The sequence below is a fragment of the Methylobacterium sp. AC832 genome (assembly GCF_979256025.1).
Window position 1 is genome coordinate 728,447 of the sequence record NZ_CEEDMV010000001.1, and the last position, 21,235, is coordinate 749,681.

The 21,235-nt window shown below is 66.5% G+C and carries 20 protein-coding genes; 8 read left to right on the plus strand and 12 right to left on the minus strand.

Annotated features, from left to right (window positions below):
• Positions 1 to 6 precede the first annotated feature (6 nt).
• Positions 7 to 396, minus strand: a complete 390-nt coding sequence (locus tag AC0IXR_RS03400) for a response regulator (RefSeq protein ID WP_056432242.1) — start codon at positions 394 to 396, stop codon at positions 7 to 9.
• 261 nt (positions 397 to 657) lie between these two features.
• Between AC0IXR_RS03400 and AC0IXR_RS03405 the strand changes: the two genes are divergently transcribed.
• The 4 genes from AC0IXR_RS03405 to AC0IXR_RS03420 all read left to right on the plus strand — a co-directional run bounded on the left by AC0IXR_RS03405 (position 658) and on the right by AC0IXR_RS03420 (position 4,061).
• On the plus strand, positions 658 to 1,575 hold the full coding sequence (locus AC0IXR_RS03405; RefSeq protein ID WP_471759750.1) for a glycine betaine ABC transporter substrate-binding protein: 918 nt from the start codon (positions 658 to 660) through the stop codon (positions 1,573 to 1,575).
• Positions 1,572 to 2,756, plus strand: coding sequence for an ABC transporter permease (locus AC0IXR_RS03410; protein WP_471759751.1), 1,185 nt, complete (start codon positions 1,572 to 1,574; stop codon positions 2,754 to 2,756). The genes AC0IXR_RS03405 and AC0IXR_RS03410 overlap by 4 nt, the downstream gene beginning before the upstream one ends.
• On the plus strand, positions 2,753 to 3,493 hold the full coding sequence (locus tag AC0IXR_RS03415) for an ABC transporter permease (RefSeq protein WP_471759752.1): 741 nt from the start codon (positions 2,753 to 2,755) through the stop codon (positions 3,491 to 3,493). The genes AC0IXR_RS03410 and AC0IXR_RS03415 overlap by 4 nt, the downstream gene beginning before the upstream one ends.
• Before the next feature lie 271 nt (positions 3,494 to 3,764).
• On the plus strand, positions 3,765 to 4,061 hold the full coding sequence (locus AC0IXR_RS03420; protein WP_056432245.1) for a hypothetical protein: 297 nt from the start codon (positions 3,765 to 3,767) through the stop codon (positions 4,059 to 4,061).
• Positions 4,062 to 4,621: 560 nt separating this feature from the next.
• On the opposite strand, the gene AC0IXR_RS03425 is transcribed toward AC0IXR_RS03420, so the two are convergent.
• The 7 genes from AC0IXR_RS03425 to AC0IXR_RS03455 form a co-directional block, all read right to left on the minus strand.
• Positions 4,622 to 7,063, minus strand: coding sequence for an EAL domain-containing protein (locus AC0IXR_RS03425; protein ID WP_471759753.1), 2,442 nt, complete (start codon positions 7,061 to 7,063; stop codon positions 4,622 to 4,624).
• Positions 7,064 to 7,302: 239 nt separating this feature from the next.
• On the minus strand, positions 7,303 to 8,610 hold the full coding sequence (locus AC0IXR_RS03430; RefSeq protein ID WP_471759754.1) for a L,D-transpeptidase family protein: 1,308 nt from the start codon (positions 8,608 to 8,610) through the stop codon (positions 7,303 to 7,305).
• A gap of 97 nt (positions 8,611 to 8,707) precedes the next feature.
• On the minus strand, positions 8,708 to 9,625 hold the full coding sequence (locus tag AC0IXR_RS03435; protein ID WP_471759755.1) for an extensin-like domain-containing protein: 918 nt from the start codon (positions 9,623 to 9,625) through the stop codon (positions 8,708 to 8,710).
• Positions 9,626 to 9,703: 78 nt separating this feature from the next.
• Positions 9,704 to 9,895 (minus strand): hypothetical protein, encoded by a 192-nt coding sequence (locus AC0IXR_RS03440; RefSeq protein ID WP_056254034.1) that lies wholly within the window; start codon positions 9,893 to 9,895, stop codon positions 9,704 to 9,706.
• A gap of 122 nt (positions 9,896 to 10,017) precedes the next feature.
• Positions 10,018 to 11,424 carry an ATP-binding protein gene (locus AC0IXR_RS03445; protein ID WP_082469920.1) on the minus strand — a complete coding sequence of 469 codons (1,407 nt, stop codon included), beginning with the start codon at positions 11,422 to 11,424 and terminating at the stop codon, positions 10,018 to 10,020.
• Between the two features lie 12 nt (positions 11,425 to 11,436).
• A complete protein-coding gene (locus tag AC0IXR_RS03450; RefSeq protein ID WP_056432261.1) occupies positions 11,437 to 12,162 on the minus strand; it encodes a response regulator in 726 nt (241 codons plus the stop codon).
• A gap of 1 nt (position 12,163) precedes the next feature.
• Entirely contained in the window at positions 12,164 to 12,781 is a 618-nt protein-coding gene (locus AC0IXR_RS03455; RefSeq protein ID WP_471759756.1) for a MarR family winged helix-turn-helix transcriptional regulator, read from the minus strand.
• Between the two features lie 203 nt (positions 12,782 to 12,984).
• On the opposite strand from AC0IXR_RS03455, the gene AC0IXR_RS03460 reads away from it, so the two are divergent.
• On the plus strand, positions 12,985 to 13,872 hold the full coding sequence (locus tag AC0IXR_RS03460) for a branched-chain amino acid aminotransferase (RefSeq protein ID WP_419951919.1): 888 nt from the start codon (positions 12,985 to 12,987) through the stop codon (positions 13,870 to 13,872).
• Between the two features lie 382 nt (positions 13,873 to 14,254).
• On the opposite strand, the gene AC0IXR_RS03465 is transcribed toward AC0IXR_RS03460, so the two are convergent.
• A complete protein-coding gene (locus AC0IXR_RS03465; RefSeq protein WP_471759757.1) occupies positions 14,255 to 14,947 on the minus strand; it encodes a glutathione S-transferase family protein in 693 nt (230 codons plus the stop codon).
• A 104-nt stretch (positions 14,948 to 15,051) separates the two neighbouring features.
• On the opposite strand from AC0IXR_RS03465, the gene AC0IXR_RS03470 reads away from it, so the two are divergent.
• From AC0IXR_RS03470 to AC0IXR_RS03480, 3 genes are all read left to right on the plus strand, one after another.
• Entirely contained in the window at positions 15,052 to 15,615 is a 564-nt protein-coding gene (locus AC0IXR_RS03470; RefSeq protein WP_471759758.1) for a TetR/AcrR family transcriptional regulator, read from the plus strand.
• Between the two features lie 252 nt (positions 15,616 to 15,867).
• The gene (locus AC0IXR_RS03475) at positions 15,868 to 16,113 is read left to right on the plus strand and encodes a DUF3072 domain-containing protein (RefSeq protein WP_082469922.1); all 246 of its coding nucleotides are present in this window, start codon (positions 15,868 to 15,870) and stop codon (positions 16,111 to 16,113) included.
• A 340-nt stretch (positions 16,114 to 16,453) separates the two neighbouring features.
• Entirely contained in the window at positions 16,454 to 16,705 is a 252-nt protein-coding gene (locus tag AC0IXR_RS03480) for a Flp family type IVb pilin (protein ID WP_471759759.1), read from the plus strand.
• A gap of 36 nt (positions 16,706 to 16,741) precedes the next feature.
• Here AC0IXR_RS03480 and AC0IXR_RS03485 read toward each other — a convergent pair whose 3' ends face one another.
• The 3 genes from AC0IXR_RS03485 to AC0IXR_RS03495 all read right to left on the minus strand — a co-directional run bounded on the left by AC0IXR_RS03485 (position 16,742) and on the right by AC0IXR_RS03495 (position 21,072).
• The gene (locus AC0IXR_RS03485) at positions 16,742 to 17,599 is read right to left on the minus strand and encodes a DUF937 domain-containing protein (RefSeq protein WP_471759760.1); all 858 of its coding nucleotides are present in this window, start codon (positions 17,597 to 17,599) and stop codon (positions 16,742 to 16,744) included.
• Positions 17,600 to 17,717: 118 nt separating this feature from the next.
• Complete coding sequence (locus AC0IXR_RS03490) at positions 17,718 to 19,172, minus strand: MATE family efflux transporter (RefSeq protein ID WP_471759761.1); 1,455 nt, start codon at positions 19,170 to 19,172, stop codon at positions 17,718 to 17,720.
• Positions 19,165 to 21,072 carry a monovalent cation:proton antiporter-2 (CPA2) family protein gene (locus tag AC0IXR_RS03495; protein ID WP_056432278.1) on the minus strand — a complete coding sequence of 636 codons (1,908 nt, stop codon included), beginning with the start codon at positions 21,070 to 21,072 and terminating at the stop codon, positions 19,165 to 19,167. The genes AC0IXR_RS03490 and AC0IXR_RS03495 overlap by 8 nt, the downstream gene beginning before the upstream one ends.
• Positions 21,073 to 21,235: the final 163 nt, after the last annotated feature.

Sequence of the window (21,235 nt, forward strand, 5' to 3'; positions counted from 1 at the left end):
CGAGGCTTATTTCTTCGCTGCTGCGAGGGCAGCGATCAGGGTGCGCTTCAGATCGGCCTGGCTGAATGGCTTCTGGACCACGAGACGATCACGGAACGGCTCACGAATCCCCGCGCCGCCGTAGCCCGTCGAGAAGACGATGGGCAGGTCGCGCTCGGTGATCGCTTCGGCCACCGGATAGATCGGCTCGCCGGCGACGTTGACGTCGAGGATCGCGACTTCGAAGGTCTCGTTCCGAGCCATTTCCAAAGCCGTCGCAAGACGCGCAGCGGGACCGACTACGGTACACCCGAAGTCGAGCAGCATGTCTTCGAGCAGCATCGAGATGGCCGCTTCGTCCTCCACCACCAGAACCCTGGCGCCGTCGAGGAGAGTGTCGTTCTGTTCAGCACTCACGCTGGGGATTCTTCCCTTCGATTCGTTCCTGCCCGGAACGGTGCCGTCATCCGTAGCCTCGCAGGCTTGCCATCTGTCGGGGTGGCGGGAATGACGTATGGCTCCTGCGGCAACGGTCGAGCCGTCGCCCGTTCCGCTTGGCGTGTCAAGGCGCAGAAAGTGGCCTCGGCGGTTCAGGATCGGGTTAATGTTATCGGACGATACATTTTCACGCACATCGCCGATACCTGTGGCATGCGGAGCAAGCGAGGGCGCGGCCTCATGACCACTCATCGTCGCGGCGCCCTGGTAATGCTGGGCGCGGCGTCCTTCGCGGCTGCATCTCCTGTCCGAGCTGAGCGGCCCCTCGTCGTGGCCTCGAAAAGCGATACGGAGGGAGCGCTCACGGGGGCGATGATCGCCCTGGCGCTCGAGCATCTCAACGTCCCGGTGGTGCGCAAGCTCGGCCTCGGCCCGACCCTGATCGTCCGCGGCGCCCTGCTGTCCGGCGACGTGGATATCTACCCGGAATATACCGGAAACGGAGCGTTCTTCACCGGCACCGAGGCCGATCCTGCCTGGAAGATCCCTCAGGACGCCTACGAGACCATCCGGCGGAGCGATGCCGAAAAGGGGCTGATCTGGCTCGCCAGGGCGCCCGCCAACAACACCTGGCTCATCGCCCTCAACGGCGATTTCGCGCGGGAGCGGCATCTGGTCACGATGGCGGATTTCGCCAAGGTGGCGAATGACGGCCTGATCCTGCTGGCCGCGTCAACCGAGTTCGTGGAGAGCCCGGCGGCTTTGCCGTCCTTCGAGGCGGCCTACCGTTTCAGCCTGCCCCTCGACCGCATCATCAGCCTGCCCGGTGGCGATACGGCGGTGACGGCGCGGGCGGCGGCACAGCGGATCAGCGGGGTCAATGCCGGGATGGTCTATGGCACCGATGGGGCCCTCTCTGCCCTGGACCTCGTGGTGATGAGCGATCCCGCTGCGGCCCAGATCGTCTATGAGGTCGCGCCGGTCATCCGCGCCGCCGCTTTGGAGCGATTTCCGGCGATCCGTCCGGCCCTGGCCCGCATTTTCGCCGGTCTCGACGCACCGACCCTTCGCCGGCTGAACGCGCGGATCACCATCGACGGCGAGATCGCGGAAAAGGTCGCACGTGACGACCTCACGGAGCGCGGGCTGATCGGATGAGAGCGGAATCGGACTGGCGTTCGAACCGCCATCGGGCGGCTTTTCATGCGTCATCGGCCGGGCTTTTCGGGGCCGGCCTTCTCATCGCATTCCTCCATCGGATGGCGCTGCTCGATATCGCGCCGAATCGGCTCCTGCCCGGCGCTCCCGTGGTTGCGTCCGGGTTTGGGGATGGATCGATCGGCCTGGTCTTGCTGCTGTCGCTGGCCGGTCTCGTCCTTCTCGCGACGCTGCCCCGACGCATGGGTGGTCTGCTCGCCGTCGGCCTCTTCGCGGCGGCCTGGGCTTTCCTCCTGCTCGGCCTCGGGGCGGAGGCCACTCGTCGCCTCGCCTCCATGCCGCCCGCCGCGAGAGCCAGCCTCGGCTCCGGCTTCTGGATGGCCTCGGCCTGCCTCCTGGCCTTCGCCGGAGCCAGCATCGGACGCGCCCGGATCCGCGGTCTCGGTCTGCTCGCCGCCCTCGCTGTCGCGGGAATCCTGATCGCGGCGTGGCACGGCGGCGGGTTGGACCGGCTCTCGCTGGTCATGGAATATGCCGGGCGGCGGGAGGCGCTCCACCAGGCCGTCGCCGAGCATCTGCTCCTGTCGGGCGGGGCGATCGTCCTGGCGCTTCCGGCGGCGGTGATTCTGTCGCTCTGGCGCTCGGGGGAGGGAATCGTCGGGCTCGTCGTGAGCGGCATACAGGTGATTCCCGCCGTCGCCTTATTCGGCGGCCTCGTCGCCCTGGTCTCCGGGTTGGTCCGCGCCGTGCCGGCCTTGCGCGATCTCGGTCTCTCGGCGCTGGGGCCATGGCCCGCCCTCATCGGCATCGCCGCCTACCTACTACTTCCGCTCTGGCGCGGGATCGGCACGGCCCTGCGCTCCGCCGACCCCGCCGCCATCGATGCCGCCGAGGCCATCGGCCTGACGAGGGGGCAGATCCTGCAGCAGGTCAGGCTGCCGCTCGGCGCGCCGGTGCTCGTGGGAGCCTTGCGGGTCGCGACGGTCCAGAGCCTCGGCCTCGCGACACTGGGCGCCCTCATCGGCGCGGGCGGCCTCGGGCGGATCGTCTTCGACGGCATGGCCCAGTTCGCGCCCGACCTGATCCTCCTCGGCGCCATCCCCATCGTCGCCCTGTCGCTGGCGGCAGAAGCGGCCTTGAGCGCGATGGAGGCAAGCTGCCGTGCGAGGTGGCGCGCATGACCCACCGCCTACGCCCGGCCTTCGGTATCCTCCTAGTCGGAGCCATCTTCGCGGCGATGAGCCATCCCTCCCTGGCCGCCTGGATCGTGGCCGGCCTCGGCGAGGAGCCGCGACGGGGCCTGAGCGCGGAACGGTTGCTGGCCCTCGCGACGCATCATCTCGGCCTCGCCGCGCTCGGGCTCGCCCTGGTGGCCGCCCTCGGCCTCGGTCTCGGCATCCTGGTGACGCGCGCGGTCGCCGCGCCCCTGCGCGGCGGCATCGACGGCATCGCCGCCGCCGCGCAGGCGGTGCCGCCGGTGGTGATGGTGGCGCTGGCCCTGCCCATCCTCGGCTTCGGCGGGCCGCCGACCCTATTGGCCCTCGTGGCCTACGGCATCATGCCGGTCCTGCGCGGCACGGTGGGCGCGCTGGAATCGGTCTCGCCCGAGGCCCGCGAGGCGGCGGAGGCCTTGGGCTTCACGCCGATCCAGGTCCTGCTCCGGGTGGAACTGCCCCTGGCGCTGCCGGGCCTCGTCGATGCCCTGCGCACGGCCCTCGTCCTCGCCATCGCCACCACGGCGGTGGGAGCCCTGGCGGGAGCCTCCACCCTCGGCACGCCCATCGTCGCCGGGCTGCAGAACCAGAACGTCCTGCCCATGCTGCAGGGGGCGCTCGCCACCGCCGCCCTGGCCTTCCTCTGCGACGCGGTGCTGCTCGGGCTGGGGAGTTTGGTTTCGGCGGACCGGGCGCGGCACTGAGCGGGTTTCGAAGACGCTCACCGGTTCGGCGATATGAAATCGGCGACGGGTCAGAGCCTGTTTGAGTTGTTTGTCCCAAGCATTAACCTCATCCTAAGGTGCCGCGTAGCGGCCTCGAAGGAGGGCTCCAGAACCCGCTACGCGAACTGGAAGGCTCCTTCGAGGCCTCCGCTGCATTTCGGCACCTCGGGATGAGGTGGTCGGCTGGGGATGATGAGTTCAGACACTCGGCGCGGTCGCTGCCGGGCCTGTTCGAACGTCACGAGGCGGTATGACAAACCCGACGGCGCAGGACATCGCGGCATTGCGGAGCGAGTGGATCACCGGAGGTCGGCTGGTCGTCGGGGACGATTCCTCTCCGTCGGACCATGAATCCGTCTACCGATGGGTCTTGAACTTCATCGACCGCAGCGCTGACGATCCCGACTACAGCACCGTCCTCGGCCTGATTTATCATAGCCTGAACTTCGATATCCCGTTCAGCGCGACCCAGTCCGTTCGGGACGATCTGATGCACATAGCGCGGAGAAAGCTCGATGATCCGCATTGGTGCAGACAAACGATCTAGCCGACAGGATGTGAGAGTTCCCCTGCATCAACTGGGACGCGAAGCTGCCGAGGGCGAAACGCGATAAAGCCGCCGGAGTGAAGGGCAGCCGAGGATGGCACGCCGACCGGATTGGTCACCGGGCCAAAGGTTGGACCCGATGCGCTCACGGGCCGCCTCAATGCCTTCTTGCGCGACGGTCCGGGGCGGATTGCCGTCTTGCATGGACCGCTCGAAGTTGTCGGCAAGGAGAAGCCTGAGGGGGAGCGGGGCTCCCCGACAGCTCTCCCCAGTGGTGCTCGCCTCGGAGATCACCTCGTCGGTCCGATGCTGAACGAGGATATCGAGCGGCGGCACAAATCGTAGACATGCCATTGCCACCCAATCGATCTTGGCTTTCACGGCCCTATCGGCCCGCCAACGGCTCAGATCGCCGGACGTTGGAAGCCGGTAACGTTGCCGGACCGTCGCGGTAGGGGCCTGGCCTTGCGTCCCGAAGCAGACGTTGCCGTTGATGCTGGACGTCGCGTGCCCGAAAACATCAGTTCTTCGTAGCCGGCGTGGAACAAGAAAACGCGGTATCAGGCCACAAGATCTTTCGAAGCACGGGCGTATTGAAGAGCATCGCGCGCTGAAAGTGGTTTGCTCAGCAAGTAGCCTTGTGCCTCTGTGAAACCCTCTCCACGTGCGTGGGCAAGCTGCATTTCGTCCTCGACACCCTCGGCGGTGATGCTCGCGCCCAGCCGTTCAGCGAGGCCGACGATGGCGCGCACGATCGCGGCCGTATCGGCATTGCCGATTTCGTGGATGAAGGAACGGTCGATCTTGATCTTGTCGAATGGGAATCGCCGCAGATAACTCAAGGACGAAAAGCCGGTGCCGAAATCATCGAGGGCTATGTGTACTCCAAGCTCACGCAGCCGATGCAGGCAACGGATTGCGCTTTCCGTGTCGCTCATCAGCACGCTCTCGGTAATTTCGAGCTCGAGACGATGCGGCGGCAGACCTGACGTCGCCAGCGCCGTCACAACAGCATGCTCCAAACCAAGTTCGGCGAATTGCACGGTTGAGGCGTTTACGGCGACCTTGAGGTCGCCGGGCCATCTCGCCGCTTCGCAGCATGCTTCCTTCAGGGCCCAGGCGCCGAGCCGGACGACCAAGCCGATTTCTTCGGCCAGTGGAATGAAGTCTCCGGGCGAGACGAGGCCCCGCGAAGGACTTCTCCAACGCATGAGCGCCTCGAAGCCGCTCAATATATCGTTCTCGAGGCGGATGATCGGCTGGTAGTACAACTCGAACTCACCCAGCCGAACGGCTTCGCGAAGGTCTAGTTCGAGCGCATTGCGTTCGGCTATCGCCGCATCCATCTCGGGCTCGTAGTAGCGGTAAGTGCTCCGACCTGCGGCCTTGGCGCGGTAGAGCGCGATATCGGCATTCTTGAACAACTGGTCCGGATTGCAGCCATCCTGCGGCCCCAGCGCGATGCCAATACTGATCCCGACACTGACTGCGCGGCCCTCGATATCGAAAGGCAGCTTCACGGCGTCGATGACCTGCTGCGCTGTAGTGCTGGAATTCTGCGGATGGTCGAGTCCTCTGAGAACGATCGCAAACTCGTCGCCGCCGAGCCGAGCGACGGTGTCTCCCTCACGGATCGCCGCGGTAAGCCGTTCAGCGACCTTGCGCAGAAGGGTGTCGCCCGCCGGGTGTCCCATGCTGTCGTTCACGGATTTGAAACGATCGAGATCGCAGGCGAGCACCGCGAAGAAGTGTCCGCGTCGTTCCGCGCTCACCATTTCACGGTCGAGGCGATCCCAAAATAGGGTGCGGTTGGGCAATCCGGTGAGCGCATCGTACAACGCCAGATACTCGATCTGCTGCTCCGCCTGTTTGCGCGCCGCGATGTCGATCTGTGTGCCGACGATGCGGAGTGGAGCCCCTGTGGCATCACGCGCGACGATCTTGCCGCGCGACAGGACCCACGTGTAGGCACCGCTTTTGTTGCGGACGCGTTGCTCGCATTCGTAGATCTTCGTCTTCCCCTCTATGTGGTCGGCCAGCTGCCTTCGAGACTGCTCGATGTCGTCAGGGTGCGTAAGTCGTATCAAGGACCGCACATGACCCTCGATCCCGCCCGGCTCGTAGCCGAGCATTGTCTGCGAGCGGTCTGAGAACCAGACCTTTCCTGTCGCGACATCCCAGTCCCAAAGGCCGTCGCTGCCGCTATCGAGGGCGAGCGCAAGACGCTCTTCGCTGATCCGTAATGCGGTCTCGCTGGTCCGCAAGGCGCGATTGGCGCGGCGCATGCGGTCGGCGAACAGGGCGAGCGCGGCAAAGCCCAGGATCGCAAGCATGACCGCGGCGATGCCGGAGGCGAGGGCGAGACGCGGCAGCCCAGACACCGAAGCAGGTTCCGCTCCGTCAGGGGTGATCTGCACAGCGCCCATGGCGGTGAAGTGCAATCCCGCGATCGCGACGGTCAGAAGCGTCGCAGCGACACCGATCGGATATTTCAGCCCCCGATGCCTGAAAGCGACGAATGCGGCGGCTGAAAAGCTACAACCGATCAGCACCGAGGCGAAGACGAGCGTTCGATCCCAGGCAAAAGCTCCAGGAAGCTGGATGCTCGCCATGCCGATAAAATGCATGGCCGCCACGCCCAACCCGAGAACGATCCCGGCGCCCGCCGCCATGGCTGAATTGGTGGCCCAACGTCCGAACGCCAGTGCGACCACCGACGCCAGTATGGCTGCCATCAAGGATAGCAGCGTCAAGCGCGTATTGTAGCTGACGACGAGTCCCGGATCATAACCGAGCATACCGATGAAATGCGTACTCCAGACCCCGGCTCCAGCTGAGAAACCCGCCGCCAACAGCCACGCCAAAGGTTCCAGGCCCCGGCTCTTAGTTGACTGGCGGGCAAGCCGCAGCGCGGTATGGCTTGAAACCCAGCATACGATAGCAGCAAGGGGCAAGACCCAGGCGTCGTGCTGCGCGCTTAGGCAGAGAAGGGCGCGGTACATTGACGAATACCCTGTGGTTTTATGTCGACCACGCTGCCGTCAAGAGCCTTAATAAATTTAAACTATTTCTCGATGAATACGATTGAAATCAGGGCTATACAGTGAACCTCCGTTCCTCCGGTCGTGCTCTCTATCCCGCTCGGTGGCCTGAGAGCCAACTTACTCACGAGCTGCTCGGGCCGGAGCCTGCCCCTCCTCCGTTCGAACTGCGCACGTCCCAACTCTACGCCCAAGTCGCCTCACTCGTCCTTGAACACCACCTTCGCGCCGCGCTCGATGCGGGTGGCGAGGTCGCGGGCGTCCCAGTTGGTCAGGCGGATGCAGCCGTGGGATTCGGTCTTGCCGACCTTCTCCGGCTCTGGCGTGCCGTGGATGCCGTAGGACGGGATCGACAGGTCGATCCAGACGATGCCGACCGGGTTGTTCGGGCCGGGGCGGATCGAGAAGGTCTTGTTCGTCTTCACGCCCTTGAACGCGTATTTCGGGTTGTAGGTGTAGACCGGCGCGAAGGCGACGCCCTTCACCTTGGCCTCGCCGGAGGGGGCCGGCTTCTCGGCGCTGCCGATGGAGGCGGGGTAATAGGCCCGTAGGATGCCGTCCTCGCCGAAGCCTCGGACATGCCTGGTGACCTTGTCGACCTCGACCCGCACGATGTCCTTCTTCGGGGCGTCATCCTTCTTTGGGGCGTCATCTTTCTTGGAGGTATCGTCGCTCTTGGGCGCATCGTCCTTCTTCGACGTGTCCGTGCCTTTGTCCGCAGCCGGCTTGTCCGCGGATTTGCCGTCCGATGCGTCGCGGGCCTTGTCTTCAGATTTGCCGCTGGACTTGCTCTTGGACTTCGCCTCGTCCTTCGCCGGCTTGCCGGTCTCGAGCGGAGGGACCGCCGCCACGACGATGCCGGTGCCCGCCTTGTCGAAGGCGGCGTCGGGGTTCAGGGCGCTGAGGAGGTCGCGCGACATGTGGAATCGCTCGGCCAGCATCTCGCGCGGATTGGTGTAGTTCATCGCCTCGAGATCGGCCTGCTCCTCCATCTTGGCGGGGATCTTTTCCGCGAAGGGGCCCGAGGCGTCGGTGTCGGTGATCGTGTAGGTGGCGACCACCGGGTCGGCGCTGGAGACGGCCAGCTTGTCGAAGAGCTCCTGGTTCAGGGTCTGGCTCGCAGGCAGCCCCTGGGCCACGGCGAAGGCCGACAGGGCGTTGCGCATGTTCTCGCCGTCCCGCCCGTCGATGGCGCCGGGGGAGAAATGCGCCCGGTCGAGCAGCACCTGGACTTTCACCAGCAGCGGCTGAGGACGCTTGTCCTTGCCCTTCGCCCGCGCTTTCTTGCTCTCCTTCTTGCCGCCACCCTCGGGCGTCTCTGGCGCCGAGAAGGTCGCGCCGTTGATCGCCTCGGCGGTCAGGGCCTCGCCGGGAGCCTCCTTGTCGGAGCTCGCCTTGCTGGACTCCGAGGATGTGTTTCCCGCCGGCTTCGCCACTGCCGCGTTCGGAGCCGCGAGGCAGACAAGAGCCATGAGCGCGACGGCGCTCGGCAGGGGCAGATGGGGCATCGGGAGATCAACTTTCGCCTAGGGATCGACAGCTTCGTTCCTTCAAGCCGGTCCGACCCCTCGGCGTTCCACCGCTCCTACTGGCAGAGACCAAGTCTTATTGGCAGAGGCGATGTCCCGCATTCCTCTCGCGTTCGTCGAGATGGAGGTGGTTGCCGTGGGAGGCATCCGACCCCGGCCCGAGCACGGTGCGGAAGAAGGCGCAGGCCTTGGCCCGGGTCGCGGCCTGGAACGTCGCCTCCGGCGCACCGTCGAGACCGGCTCCGACCTGGATCGGTGCCCGTCCTTCGAAGCCGTAGCCCATGATGTCCACGCCGTTGGCGAAGCTGTGCTCGCTGAGCTTGGCGTCGGGATCGTGGTTCTGGCCGCGACACTCGTAGGACGTGCCGATGGAGAGGTTCCGAAGCGGAGCCTTCAGGATGCGCTCCGAGGCTTCCTGGGCCTCCGTGGTCCAGCGCGCCAGGGCTTCGGCGGTGTTGCAGACCAGGGTCGCGGGCGGGGTGAGCGTCACCTCGCCGGACAGACGGCTGAGCTTCAACGGCTTCTCCGCGCCACATTGGCCGTTCGAGATCGGCGGCAGCGCCTCGAAGACCGCCCCCAGCCGTTCGAGGCGTTTGCGACAGGCGGTGTCGTCGAGGGGGGCGACCGTCAGCGTGAGGGCGGGCGTGGAGGCCGGCGGCGTCGAGAGTTCGGCCGGGCGCGGTGGCGGCGCCGGCATCTCCGCGGCCGGGCCCGTCTCCGAGGCGGCCGGGGCAGGGGGCGTGAGTTCGGCCGGGCGTTCGGGCGGTGTCGGAGCGTCCGGCAGGGGCGGGACCGTCGCGGGTGTCGGCGCGGGCTCGGGCTTCAGCTCGGCGGGCCGAACCGGCGGCTCCGGCATCGACGCGGGCGGAGGGGCCGACTTTTCCTCGGCGGCCAGGGCCAGTGGGGAGAGCGCAGCGACGCCCGCCGCGAGGCAGAGGGCGAGTGCCGTCCATGGCCGGGCGGGCAGGGGAATTCGAGCGAGGGCGGCCTTCATGTCGTCCTCGATCCCATCGTCACCGTTGCGTCACCGGGGAACCGGCCCCGCCATGGGGCCGATCCGGAGGCGCGGTTGTCAGCCTTCCGAGCGGGCGGCGAGCCGGCTCGCGCCGTAGGACAGAATCCCGGCGATGGCGAACAGGGCGACGAAGGTCTTCACCGTGGCGGAGAACAGCGCCGGCTCGATCCCGGTATCGGTGTAGAGCAGGAGGCCGATGGCGGAGATCGGGAGGAGCAGGACGATCAGGACGGGACCCAGCGGGTTCATGGCGTACTCGCGTGTATCGGGACCGGGGTTCGGCCCTTCTCTTGAAAGCGGCACCGGTCATAGCATCGGACTGCGCCCGAGGGGACACCCCGAACGCAACAAAATTCACAGGCGCTCCACCATCACGCCGGGATGCGGACGGTGGCACGCAATCCCCCCAGCGGACTGTCGTGAAGGGCGACGTCGCCGCCATGGGCGCGGGCGATGTCGCGGGCGATGGCGAGGCCGAGGCCCGACCCGCCGGCATCCTGGCGCGCATCGTCGAGGCGGACGAAGGGCTTGAACACCTCTTCGCGGCTCTCGGGAGGGATGCCGGGGCCGTCATCGTCGATGGAGACGACGAAGGAGCGTGCCTCCGTGCGGCCCCGGATCGCCACCGTCTCGCCGTAGCGGGCGGCGTTGGCGGCGAGATTGAACAGGCAGCGGCGGAACGCGTCCGGCCGCAGCGTCACCATGGCGCGGCCGTCGAACTCCACCTCGGCCACATGGGCGCCGAGACGTTCCACGTCAGTGCGCAGGTCGTCCAGCATCGCCCGCATGTCGGTGGACACGGCGGCCTCGCCGGAATCGCCGCGCGCGAAGGCGAGGTAGGCCTCCAGCATCCGGCTCATCTCGTCGACGTCGCGCTGGAGGTCTTCCACCTCCGAGGTCTGCTCCACCAGGGCGAGCGACAGCTTGAACCGCGTGATGATGGTGCGAAGGTCGTGGCTGACACCGTTGAGCATGGTCGTGCGCTGTTCCATCGCCCGCTCGATGCGCCGCTTCATCTCGATGAAGGCGTGGCCGGCCTGTCGCACCTCGCGGGCGCCGCGCGGCCGGAACTCGATCTCGCGGCCCTTGCCGAAACTTTCCGCCACGTCGGCCAGCCGGAGGATCGGCTTGATCTGGTTGCGCAGGAACAGGATCGCCACGCCGAGCAGGACCAGGGACGAACCGCTCATCCAGAGCAGGAAAATGTGCGAGTTCGAGGCGTAGGCCATGCTCCGCCGCGCGGTCACCCGCAGCACCCCGTCCGGGATCTCGACGCGGATCTCGATGAGGCTGGACCGGCCCACCGTGTCGATCCAGAACGGCCGGCCGATCTGCTTGGCGAGTTCCTCCGAGAGCGTCTCGTCGAGGATGGAGAAGAACGGGCGCGGCCCCGGCAGGGGGAGCTTCGCCCCTTTCAGGATGTCGAGGTCGAGGTTCAGCCGCGTGCCGGCGATGCGGGTGAGGGTATCGGCGTCCTTGTCCTGGGGGTAGCTCTCATAGACGTCGATCATCGCCGCCACGTCGGCCGTCACGGCCGCCGAGAGGCGGCGGGTCACGAGCTGCCAGTGCCGCTCCATGAAGGTGTAGGCGATGACCGATTGCAGCAGCACCACCGGCGCGATGATGATGATGAGCGAGCGGGCGTAGAGCCCCTTCGGCAGGGCGTTGCCGATGGCGCGCGCGAGCCTCTTCCACATCCGGCGCGGATGCGGTCTCGCGCGCCAGGCGGCGGCGGTGCTGGTTCTGATCCGCGACAGGTTCAGGCCGGCGAGGGCCATGGCGGGTCCTGTCTAATCGATCGCGAGGCGGTAGCCGATGCCGCGGACCGTCTGGAGGAAGAGGGGATTGCCCGGATCGACCTCGGTCTTGCGGCGCAGGCGGTTGATCTGCACGTCGATGGTGCGCTCCGCGGCCAGCCCGCCATTCCCGGCCAGCACGTCGCGGTCGACATTGCCGCCCTTGGCCTCCGCCAGGATCGTCAGGATCTCGCGTTCGCGCTCGGTGATGCGGATGGTCTCCTCGTCGCGGCGCAGTTCGCCCCGGTCGATCCGGTAGGAGAACGGCCCGAACGTCACCGTGGCGATGGTGCGGTCCGATGGCGGCGCGCCGTCCGGGCGGCGCTTGATGATGTTGTTGAGGCGCAGGATCAACTCGCGCGGCTCGAAGGGCTTGGGCAGGTAATCGTCCGCCCCGATCTCGAGCCCCATCACCCGGTCGTTGGGGTTGGAACGGGCCGTGAGCATCAGGATCGGCACCCGCGAGGTCTCGCGCACCTGCCGGGCGTAATCGAAACCGTTCTCGCCCGGCATCATCACATCGAGGACGAGGGCGTCGAAGACGAAGCTCTGTGCCCGCTGCCGGGCCTCCTCGACATTTCCGGCGGAGGTGACGCGGAAGCCCTGCTCGTAGAGATAGCGCGACAGCAATTCACGTACCCGCCGGTCGTCGTCGACCACGAGGATATGGGGCGCGTGGTCGGGAAGCTCGGCGCGGACCTTCAGTTCCGGCGATGCCATGTCAGCGACGGCTCCGGGCGCGCCGCGCCATCAGGCTCGTCACCGCCGCGCGCTCTTCGGGTTCGATCATCGCCATGAGAAACCCCTGTGCCGCTGCAAATCCGCTCTTGTCCCGGGCGTCCTTCGGACCATCCCCCACCGGGTCCGCGATGGCGCGGGCGACCCGCCGTACCTGCACCCGCGTCAGCTCGGCCGTGAGGGTGGCGCCCGTCTCCGAACAATAGAGCAGACGCTGCCGGCGGTCGCTCCGGCCGGTCTTCTGCACGATGTGACCCTGTTCGATCAAATCCTTGAGAACCCGGTTCAGACTCTGCTTCGTGATCCGCAGGATGTCGAGGAGTTCGGCGATGGTCAGGCCGGGATAGTGGTAGACGAAATGGAGCACCCGGTGATGCGCCCGCCCGAACCCGTATTCGGCCAGCATCCGGTCCGGGTCGCCGACGAAGTCGCGGTAGGCGAAGAACAGCAATTCGACGAGATCGTTGGTGATGCCGTTGTCGGATACGGGCACGCCTTCGGGCGCGAGACCTGAATCCGCCAGCCCGTCATTCTCCCCGGACGGGGGTATGGGGGGCGGGCTCGTTGCCAGGGTCGATTGGCGCGTCACGTCCGGCGACATCCTCAATATACGTCAGTGTTGTTGACATATCTCAGGGGCGTTGATACCCGTCAAGCCTCCCGGGACCGGCTCGCCGTAACGGCCGTCTTGCGGACCTCCGTCCTCGCGGATACTGCGCGGGGCATTGCCTGGCCATCGCGCCAACCCGATCGATCGACCCCGCAGGCGCCCGGATGCGAGCCCGCGGTTTCAAGGAATTCGTCATGTCCGTGATCCCGTTCGACGAACGCGAGGGCACCATCTGGTTCGATGGCGTGCTGGTGCCGTGGCGCGAGGCCAAGATCCACGTGCTCAGCCACGGCCTGCATTACGGCTCGGCGGTGTTCGAGGGCGAGCGCGCCTATGGCGGACGGATCTTCAAGAGCCACGAGCATGCCGAGCGCCTGCTCCGCTCGGCGCAGTATCTCGATTTCACGATTCCCTACGGCGTCGCCGAGATCGAGGCGGCCAAGGAACTCGTGCTCAAGACCAGCGGCCTCACCGACGCTTACCTGCGTCCCGTCGCTTGGCGCGGTTCGGAGATGATGGGCGTCTCGGCCCAGAACAACACCATCCATCTCGCCGTCGCCGCCTGGGAATGGCCGAGCTATTTCGATCCCGAGACCAAGATGAAGGGCATCCGCCTCGACATGGCCGATTATCGCCGGCCCGATCCGCGGACCATCCCCTCCGCCTCGAAGGCGGCCGGCCTCTACATGATCTGCACGATCTCGAAGCACCGGGCCGAGAACAAGGGCTATGCCGACGCCCTGATGCTCGATTGGGAGGATTACGTCGCCGAATGCACCGGTGCGAACATCTTCTTCATCAAGGACGGCGTGGTCCACACCCCGCTCGCCGACCGCTTCCTCAACGGCATCACCCGCCAGACCGTCATCGACCTCGCCCACCGGCGTGGCTTCGAGGTGATCGAACGGAGGATCAAGCCCGAGGAGATGGAGGGCTTCTCCGAGTGCTTCATCACCGGCTCCGCTGCCGAAGTGACACCGGTCTCCGAAATCGGCCCCTACCGCTTCACCCCGGCGTCCATGACCAAGACGCTCATGGACGATTACACCGCCGAGGTTCAGCCGAAGGCGGTCGCGGCGTAGTTCGGACCGCACTTCGCGGGGCCACGTCGCAGGCGCTTGCGGGGACGAGGCGTGAACGACGCCTTGCCCTCGCTCACCGGGGATTCCCATCGAGCTGGTCCTTCGTGACGAGGCTCGCCGTCCATCACGCAAGTGGGCGCGATGGACGATCCCGGTGTGGAAGCCTGCAGCTCCCAGACACCTGTCTGCTCGGATTTTTCAGCGGACGATCCTAAGCGAAATCGAACATCCAAGCAGATTTCCTCACCCTGAGGTGCCCGCGTCAGCGGGCCTCGAAGGAGGCCTCCAGTGGTCACGCGATCCCTGGAAGGCTCCTTCGAGGCCGCTATGCGGCACCTCAGCAGGATGAGGCGAAGCCCTGGAAAAACAGCCCGAACAGGCCCTAAGCCGCGTCGCCGTATCGCGCCAGGTCTTCCGGCCTCGGGACCTGTCCGCTGCGGTTCTTCACGGCCGGACGATCGGCAACCTTGCCGCGCCAGGCGTGAAGGGCGGTGAGTTCCGGGGCGATCGGCAGGCCGACGATCTCGGCGAACATCAGCCCGGCGAACAAGGTGATGTCCGGCATCGAGAAGCCGTCTCCGGCGAGAAAGGGCTGCTTCGCCAGCAGATCGTTGAAATAGGGCATGTTGGCGACGGCATAGGCGCCGCGCCGCTGTCCCCATTCTTTGGCCCCGCTCCAATCCGGCATCCGCCACGGCCGCAGCGCGCCGCCGAGGCCGGGGGTGCCGTAATGGAAATAATCGTCGACGGCATCGATCAGCATCATCTCGGCGCGCCGCTGCATCATGTGGATGACGCCTTTGTCACGCGGTGTCGTACCCGTGAGGGTCGGATGGCCGTCCAGGTTGTCAAGATATTCCGTGATCGCCGTGGATTCGGTGATGATCGTCCCGTCATCGAGTTCGAGGACCGGGACCTTCCCGATCGGGTTCATCGCCAGGAAACCAGGCTGCTTCTGCTCGGCGGCGATGAGGTCGATACTGACGAACTCGATCCTCTCCTCCAGCCCCTTCTCGGCGAGGACGATGCGGATTCGTGCGGGATGGGGACCCGCCTCACGGTCGTAGATTTTCATCGGCACACTCTCTATCTGCCAGTTGGTAGATACACCATGCAGGTCGATGAAGACACGTCAACGTCTACCTGCCAATCGATAGAATGCAGGTGTAGAAGCGGAGGATGAGCGAGAGCACCCGGGAACTGATCCTGAACGCCGCAAGGCTGACCGCGCAGGCACGCGGCTATGGCGGCCTGAACTTCCGCGATCTCGCGGAGGAGGTGGGAATCAAGGCGGCGAGCATCCACTATTATTTCCCCGGCAAGGCTGCCCTAGGGGCGGCGGTGGCACGGCGCTACCGGGAAGATGCGTTCGCTGCCCTGGAGGCCCTATCGGACGCATGTCCGGATCCGGTCGCCTGTCTGCGGCGCTACCCCGACACGTTCCGCACGGCGCTCCAGAACGACAACCGAATTTGCCTCGGCAGCATGATGGCCGCCGAGCACGACGACCTGCCGGACGACGTGAAGACGGAGGTACGAGCTTTCGCCGAGGTGAACGTGGCCTGGATCCGCAGACAGCTGACCGCCGCATCCCCGGTTACCGCCGAGACCGCCACGTCGAGAGCCTGGGCCATCTTCGCGGCCATCGCCGGCGCGCAACTTCTGGCGAGAAGCCGGTCGGATCTCTCCGTCTACGATGCGGCGATCGACACTTACCGTCAGGCGGGACTTCTGCCGGGCTAGAGCGCTCTCCGCCGAAGTGGATCCCGGTTCGGCGAAAAAGAGCGCGGCAAAACAAAGGCCTGGAGATGTCTCCCGACCCAACGTGGTCGGGCGCAGCTCTAGCGGGGCACCAACGATATGGCCGCCGGTTGCCGGAACGAAGGATCGTGGCGGAGTGAGGCTTACACCCCGCATCCCGGGGATGGTCAGGGTTCGGAACTCATCGGCGACCGCCTCGTTATGGAGAGAACAATTCATGAACGAGGTCGAGCGATGACGAAGAAGCAGGCGACGGACGAGAACGAGAACCCGAAGACGGCGGGTGGCGATGCATCGAACCGGATCAAGGATCCGAGCGAATGGACCACGGGCGACGAGCCGATGACCGGCGCGCAGGCTTCCTATCTCAAGACCTTGTCGGAGGAGGCGAAATCACCCGACTCGTTCGAGCCGGATCTGGACAAGGCCGAGGCCTCCAAACGGATCGACGCGCTGCGCAAGGAATCCGGAAAAGCTTGATGGACGGCAGCCCCGGTCGCGGGCTTGCGGCACGCGTTTTCGATAGGGCGAGACCCGATCCGTCTCGTCCTGCATAGTGATGTCTAGCGCGCCTTTGGCTCGGCCCTTCGGGGCCGGGCAACCCGGTGACGCTGAATGACGATGTGAGCGGTGAAAGCGCTGGGCCGTCGCTGCCGGATCGCGGCACATCGAACCGGATGTCGAGCCCCTGGTCGCGTTGGCGGAGGGGCACGTACCCATTGGAAGTCCGACGGCGTTTCGCTGGTATTTGTTTAAACCGTCGGCAATGATTTTCGTCGTAGGAAGGCGGGCGCTGCTTCTTCAGGGATCGCCTCGCTCGATGACGATTTCTGAAAAAAACGATGTGACATCTACGGTCGCCAAGCCGATCGCGTCCTCGGATGGCCCTCCGTCCCGTCTTTCACAAAGCGCTTCGCGGTTCGCTCGAGATACAAGTGGGACGTCCGCGATCGAATACGCGCTGATTGCCAGCGTGATCGTCCTGGGGATCGTCACGGCGCTGCTGAATTACACCAACCGGGTCCGCGAGCTTTACGAGTCTGTCGCGCAGGCTTTCACCCGGAGTATTTGAGCGTTCGTGCCCCGCGCGTCTCGTGCGGCGCCGGCTTCAGCGGCGCGTCTGGCCGGGCCGGTTCGGCGTCGGGTTGTTGGCTTTCGACGAGCCCACGGACGCCATGCCGTCACGCCACAGGCTGTCGAACAGGCTCTGCATCGTCCTCGCGTTTTCCTGCTGAACCTCCAGCCCGGACTGAAACATCTGCTGCAACAGATCGAACGGGTTCAGTGCGGCACCTTGCTGCGCGCCGGCCGAGGCCTGACGGGATTCGGGCGTGGGGGAAGAATCCTGCGCCGGTCGGGCCGCCGGGAACAGGCGTGCGGGCGGCAGGCTCTTCTGTGCCGGGGCGGTGCGAGTAGGGGGGGCGGCCTGCATCGGCGAAGACAGCATCGCACCGCTCGCTTTCATGAAGCCGTTCATCATCTCGGTCCAATAGGGATGGGTCGGGATGCCGAAGGGCGAGGGCGGGGGAGGCGCGGGCTGGGGAGCGGGCTGCCCCGGATTCATCATCACGTGGACGATCCCCGCCACGACCATGCCGGCCATGAGCGGCAGCATCTGCCGGAGGGCGGGCGTCGCCACGCCGCTCACCGCAGCTGCCTGTTGCAGGACGGCCTGGCTCAGATGCTGCGAGCCGAAGAGCTGGCGCATCATGGCATCCATCTGCGGCTTGGCCTGCGGGGCGGCGAGCGCGGCCGGGTCCATGAAGCTGAACATCTGGGTGAAGCCGGTGGGATCGGCGGCGGCGTTGCGCTGGAGGCCGAGCGTTAGGGCCGGCATCAGCGCTTCCATGGCCCGACGGGTCTGATCCGGCGACAATCCGAATTGCTGGCCGAAACCGTTGGCGCCCATGAAACCATTGGGGTCCATGCCGCCCTGCGCCTGCAAGAGATCGAACAGGTTGAACATGGCGGCAGCCTCTTGATCCCATCGCGGCCAGGCCGAATTGCTTCGGCCTGCTGTCGAGACGCGAACTCTGTCGCATCCCAGTCGTACTTACCAGCCCGAGATCATGCCCGTCCCGGCTCTAAACCAGTGCGTTCGGCCTCTCCGGGGCCGGAATATCGCCCCCGGAGGCATCCGCATCGGCCTCCGAGGCCAATTCGCGCGCGAAACCGGCCCGTTGCTCGAGCTGCGTCACCGTCCGGAAGGCGAGGGCGATGCCGATCGCCCCGAAGGCGACGGAGCCGAACCCCACCCCGGCGATGATGCCCTCGGGGCCATAGAGATAGCCGCCGAGAAGCGCCGGGGGCACGGTTCCGATGGTGGCGCGGCCCCAATTGAGGAAGGTCGACAGGAAAGGAAAGCCGAGATTGTTGAACGAGGCGTTGGCGAGGAACAGTAGCCCGGTGAAGAACCACACGCCTCCGCTCACGAGGCAGAAGAAGACGAACAGGTCGGCGGCGGTGCCGGTCAGTTCGAACAGGCCCGTCAAGGGGCCGCGAAAGGCGATCAGCGCGGCCCAGACCACCACGACATAGACCGCCGTCACCAGTGCGCCGTTCCTCAGCACGCCGCGCATCCGGTCGAACCGCCCCGCTCCCCAGTTCTGGCCGAGGATTGGCCCGATCGAGCCGGACATGGCGAAGAGGCCGCCGAAGGCGACCGGCGTCAGCCGGTCGATCACCACGTTGCCGGCCACCGCCACGGCGCCGAACTTGGCCAGCGCATGGGCGATGAAGGCGCTCGCCACCGAGGGGGCGAGATTGGTGAGCACGGCGGGCAGGGCGATCCTGAAGACGATGGGCGCGTCCGAGATCACATCCGCGACGCTCGGCGTGGCGAGCATCCGGTGCTGGCGCACGCCCCAGAGACCGACGAGGACGAAGGTCGCCCGCGCCACGCAGGTGGTGATGGCGGCCCCGTCGATCCCCAGCCCCGCCGTGAAGATGAGGAGGGGATCGAGACCGGCGGTGACGATGGCGCCGCCCAGCGTCACGTACATCGCCTGGCGCGCCGCCCCGACGGAGCGAAGCAGGCCCGAGAACATCATGCCCGGTCCCATGAGCAGGTTCGAGGGCAGGGCGATCCAGAGGAAGCGCTCGGCGACGGGCAGCGTCTCGGCGTCGGCGCCGATCCAGGACAGGATGGTCGGCAGAACCGGCAGCATGGCGAGGACGAGGATGCCCGAGACGATGATGCCGTGGATCGAGGCGGATGTGGCCAGCCGCCGCGCGCCCGCTTCGTCGCCCGCGCCGATGGCCCTTGAGACCAGGGCCCCGGCGGCGATCATCAGGCCGATATTGATGGCGATGGCGAAGAACTGGACGATGGTGGCGAAGCCCACCGCCGCCGTGAGCGTCGGGTCGCCGAGTTTCGAGACATAGATCAGCGAGAGCAGGTCGACGACGAAGATCGCCATCAGCCCGATCGAGCCCGTCCCGCTCATCACCACGACGTGCCGCAGGATCGATCCCGTGACGAAACGGCCCGTCTCCCGTCGGGCGGCGGGTTCCACCGCCGCCGCGCTCGTTTCAGGCATCCGCTGGCGTGTCCTGCAATGGGGAATCCTGGACTTGCAACGTGCGGGTCGCGGCTTCGCGCTGTTCCAGGCCGATAATATCTCTGGTTTCGGCGCTGAGGGCGCGCGACGGGCGCTGCGGACGGGTCAAGGGTTCGGGTTTGATCTCGGGGCTGCCGCCGATATAGCGCGTTTCCTCCGGAAGGGCGCCGGCCTGCTGCAGGACGAGGCGCGCCACGTCACGCTTGCGCACGTCCTGCGCCGTGGCGGCGGCGGCCTCGGCCGAGATGCCGAGCCCTTCCAGGGTCGCGCGGCCGAAGGCGATGGCCGATTCCACGGTCTCGCGAAGCTGATAATCCACGTCGCGGTTCATCAGCTCCACGGAATGCATCCGGTCGAAGGCGCGGACATAGGTGCGCACTCCGGTGAATTCCTCATGCACGATATCGACGATCTTCAGCGCCGCCTGGGGATCGTCGACACAGATGCAGAGCAGCTCGACCCGGCCGATTCCGGCCGCGCGCAGCACGTCGAGGCGCGTGCCGTCGCCGTAATAGATGCGGAACCCGAAGCGCGAGGCGGAACGGATCTGCTCCACGTCCTTGTCGATGACGGTGACGCTGATTCCCTCGGCCAGGAGCACCTGGGTCAGGATCTGTCCGAAACGGCCGAACCCGACCACGAGGACGCGGGCCTCCGTGCTCTCGATCTGGTCTGGTGCGTGCTCCACCGCGTCCGGCCGGTGGCGCGACAGGTAGCCGTCGAGGGCCTTGGCGGCGACGGGGCCGACCAGCATGGTCAGGGCGGCGAGCGCCACGGCGAACCGGGTGGAGGATTGGTCGATCAGCCCCAGTTCGGACCCGGCGGGAAGCAACACGAAGGCGAACTCGCCCGCCGGCGCGAGGATCGCCGCGCCGCGCACGGCATCGAGCCAGGGCGATCCGAACAGGCGGAACAGGCCGGCCACGATGGCGACCTTGAGCAGGATGGCGGCCGCCGTCGCGCCGAGGAGGGCGGGCCACGCGCTCTTCAGCAGGCCGCCGTCGATGGACATGCCCACGCTCATGAAGAACAGGCCGAGGAGCATGCCGCGGAACGGCTCGATATCGGCCTCCAGCTGGTGGCGGAAGTTCGATTCCGCGAGAAGCACGCCGGCGAGGAAGGCGCCCATCGCCATGGACAGGCCGACATGCTCCATCAGCATCGCGGTGCCGAGGACCACGAGGAGGGCCGCCGCCGTCATGACCTCGCGCGCGCCGCTGGCCGCCAGCATGCTGAAGAACGGATTGAGGCCGTAGCGGCCCACCAGCACCACGGCCAGGATCGCCGCCCCGACGGTTCCGGTGGAGGCGAGCGCGTGTCCCAGCCACTCGTCGTTGCCGGTGCCGCCGCTGGAGGCGAGGAGCGGCATCAGGGCGAGGATGGCCACGACGGAGATGTCCTGGAACAGCAGCACCGCGAAGGCGCGTCCGCCATAGGGCGTGCCGAGATCGCCGCGCTCTTCCAAGAGCTGCAGGGCGACGGCGGTGGCCGACAGGGCGAGGGCGACGCCGATGACGAGGCTCGCGGCCAGGGTGAGGCCGAACAGGGCGCAGGCGCCGGCAAGCAAGATCGTGCAGAGGAGCAGCTGTGCCGCACCGAGCCCGAAAATGTCGCGCCGCATCGAAATCAGCCGGGAAATCTCGAGTTCGAGCCCGACGATGAAGAGAAGGAGGACGACGCCGAGTTCCGCGACGCTCGCGGCGGTCTCCGGCTCGGCGATGAGCGAGAAGCCGAAGGGGCCGATGATGACCCCGGCGACGAGATATCCGAGTACCGCGCTCTGCCCGATGAGACGGAAGATCGGCACGCCGATCACCGCCGCCGACAGGAAGGTCAGCACCGGCGGCAGGAAGCTCACATGGGTGGAGGCGCTCGCCATGTCGATCCGGTCTATGAGGAGTGGGGTCGCCCGCGGCCGGTGCCGCGAGCGCGTCGCCGTGCTCTCCTCTTAGACCAGGGGCATCGCCCCCGCCACGCCTGCATGTGGTGGATGGGCCGTGTCGCATCCACTACCGGTGCGCAGCGGCACGCGGTTCAGGCGA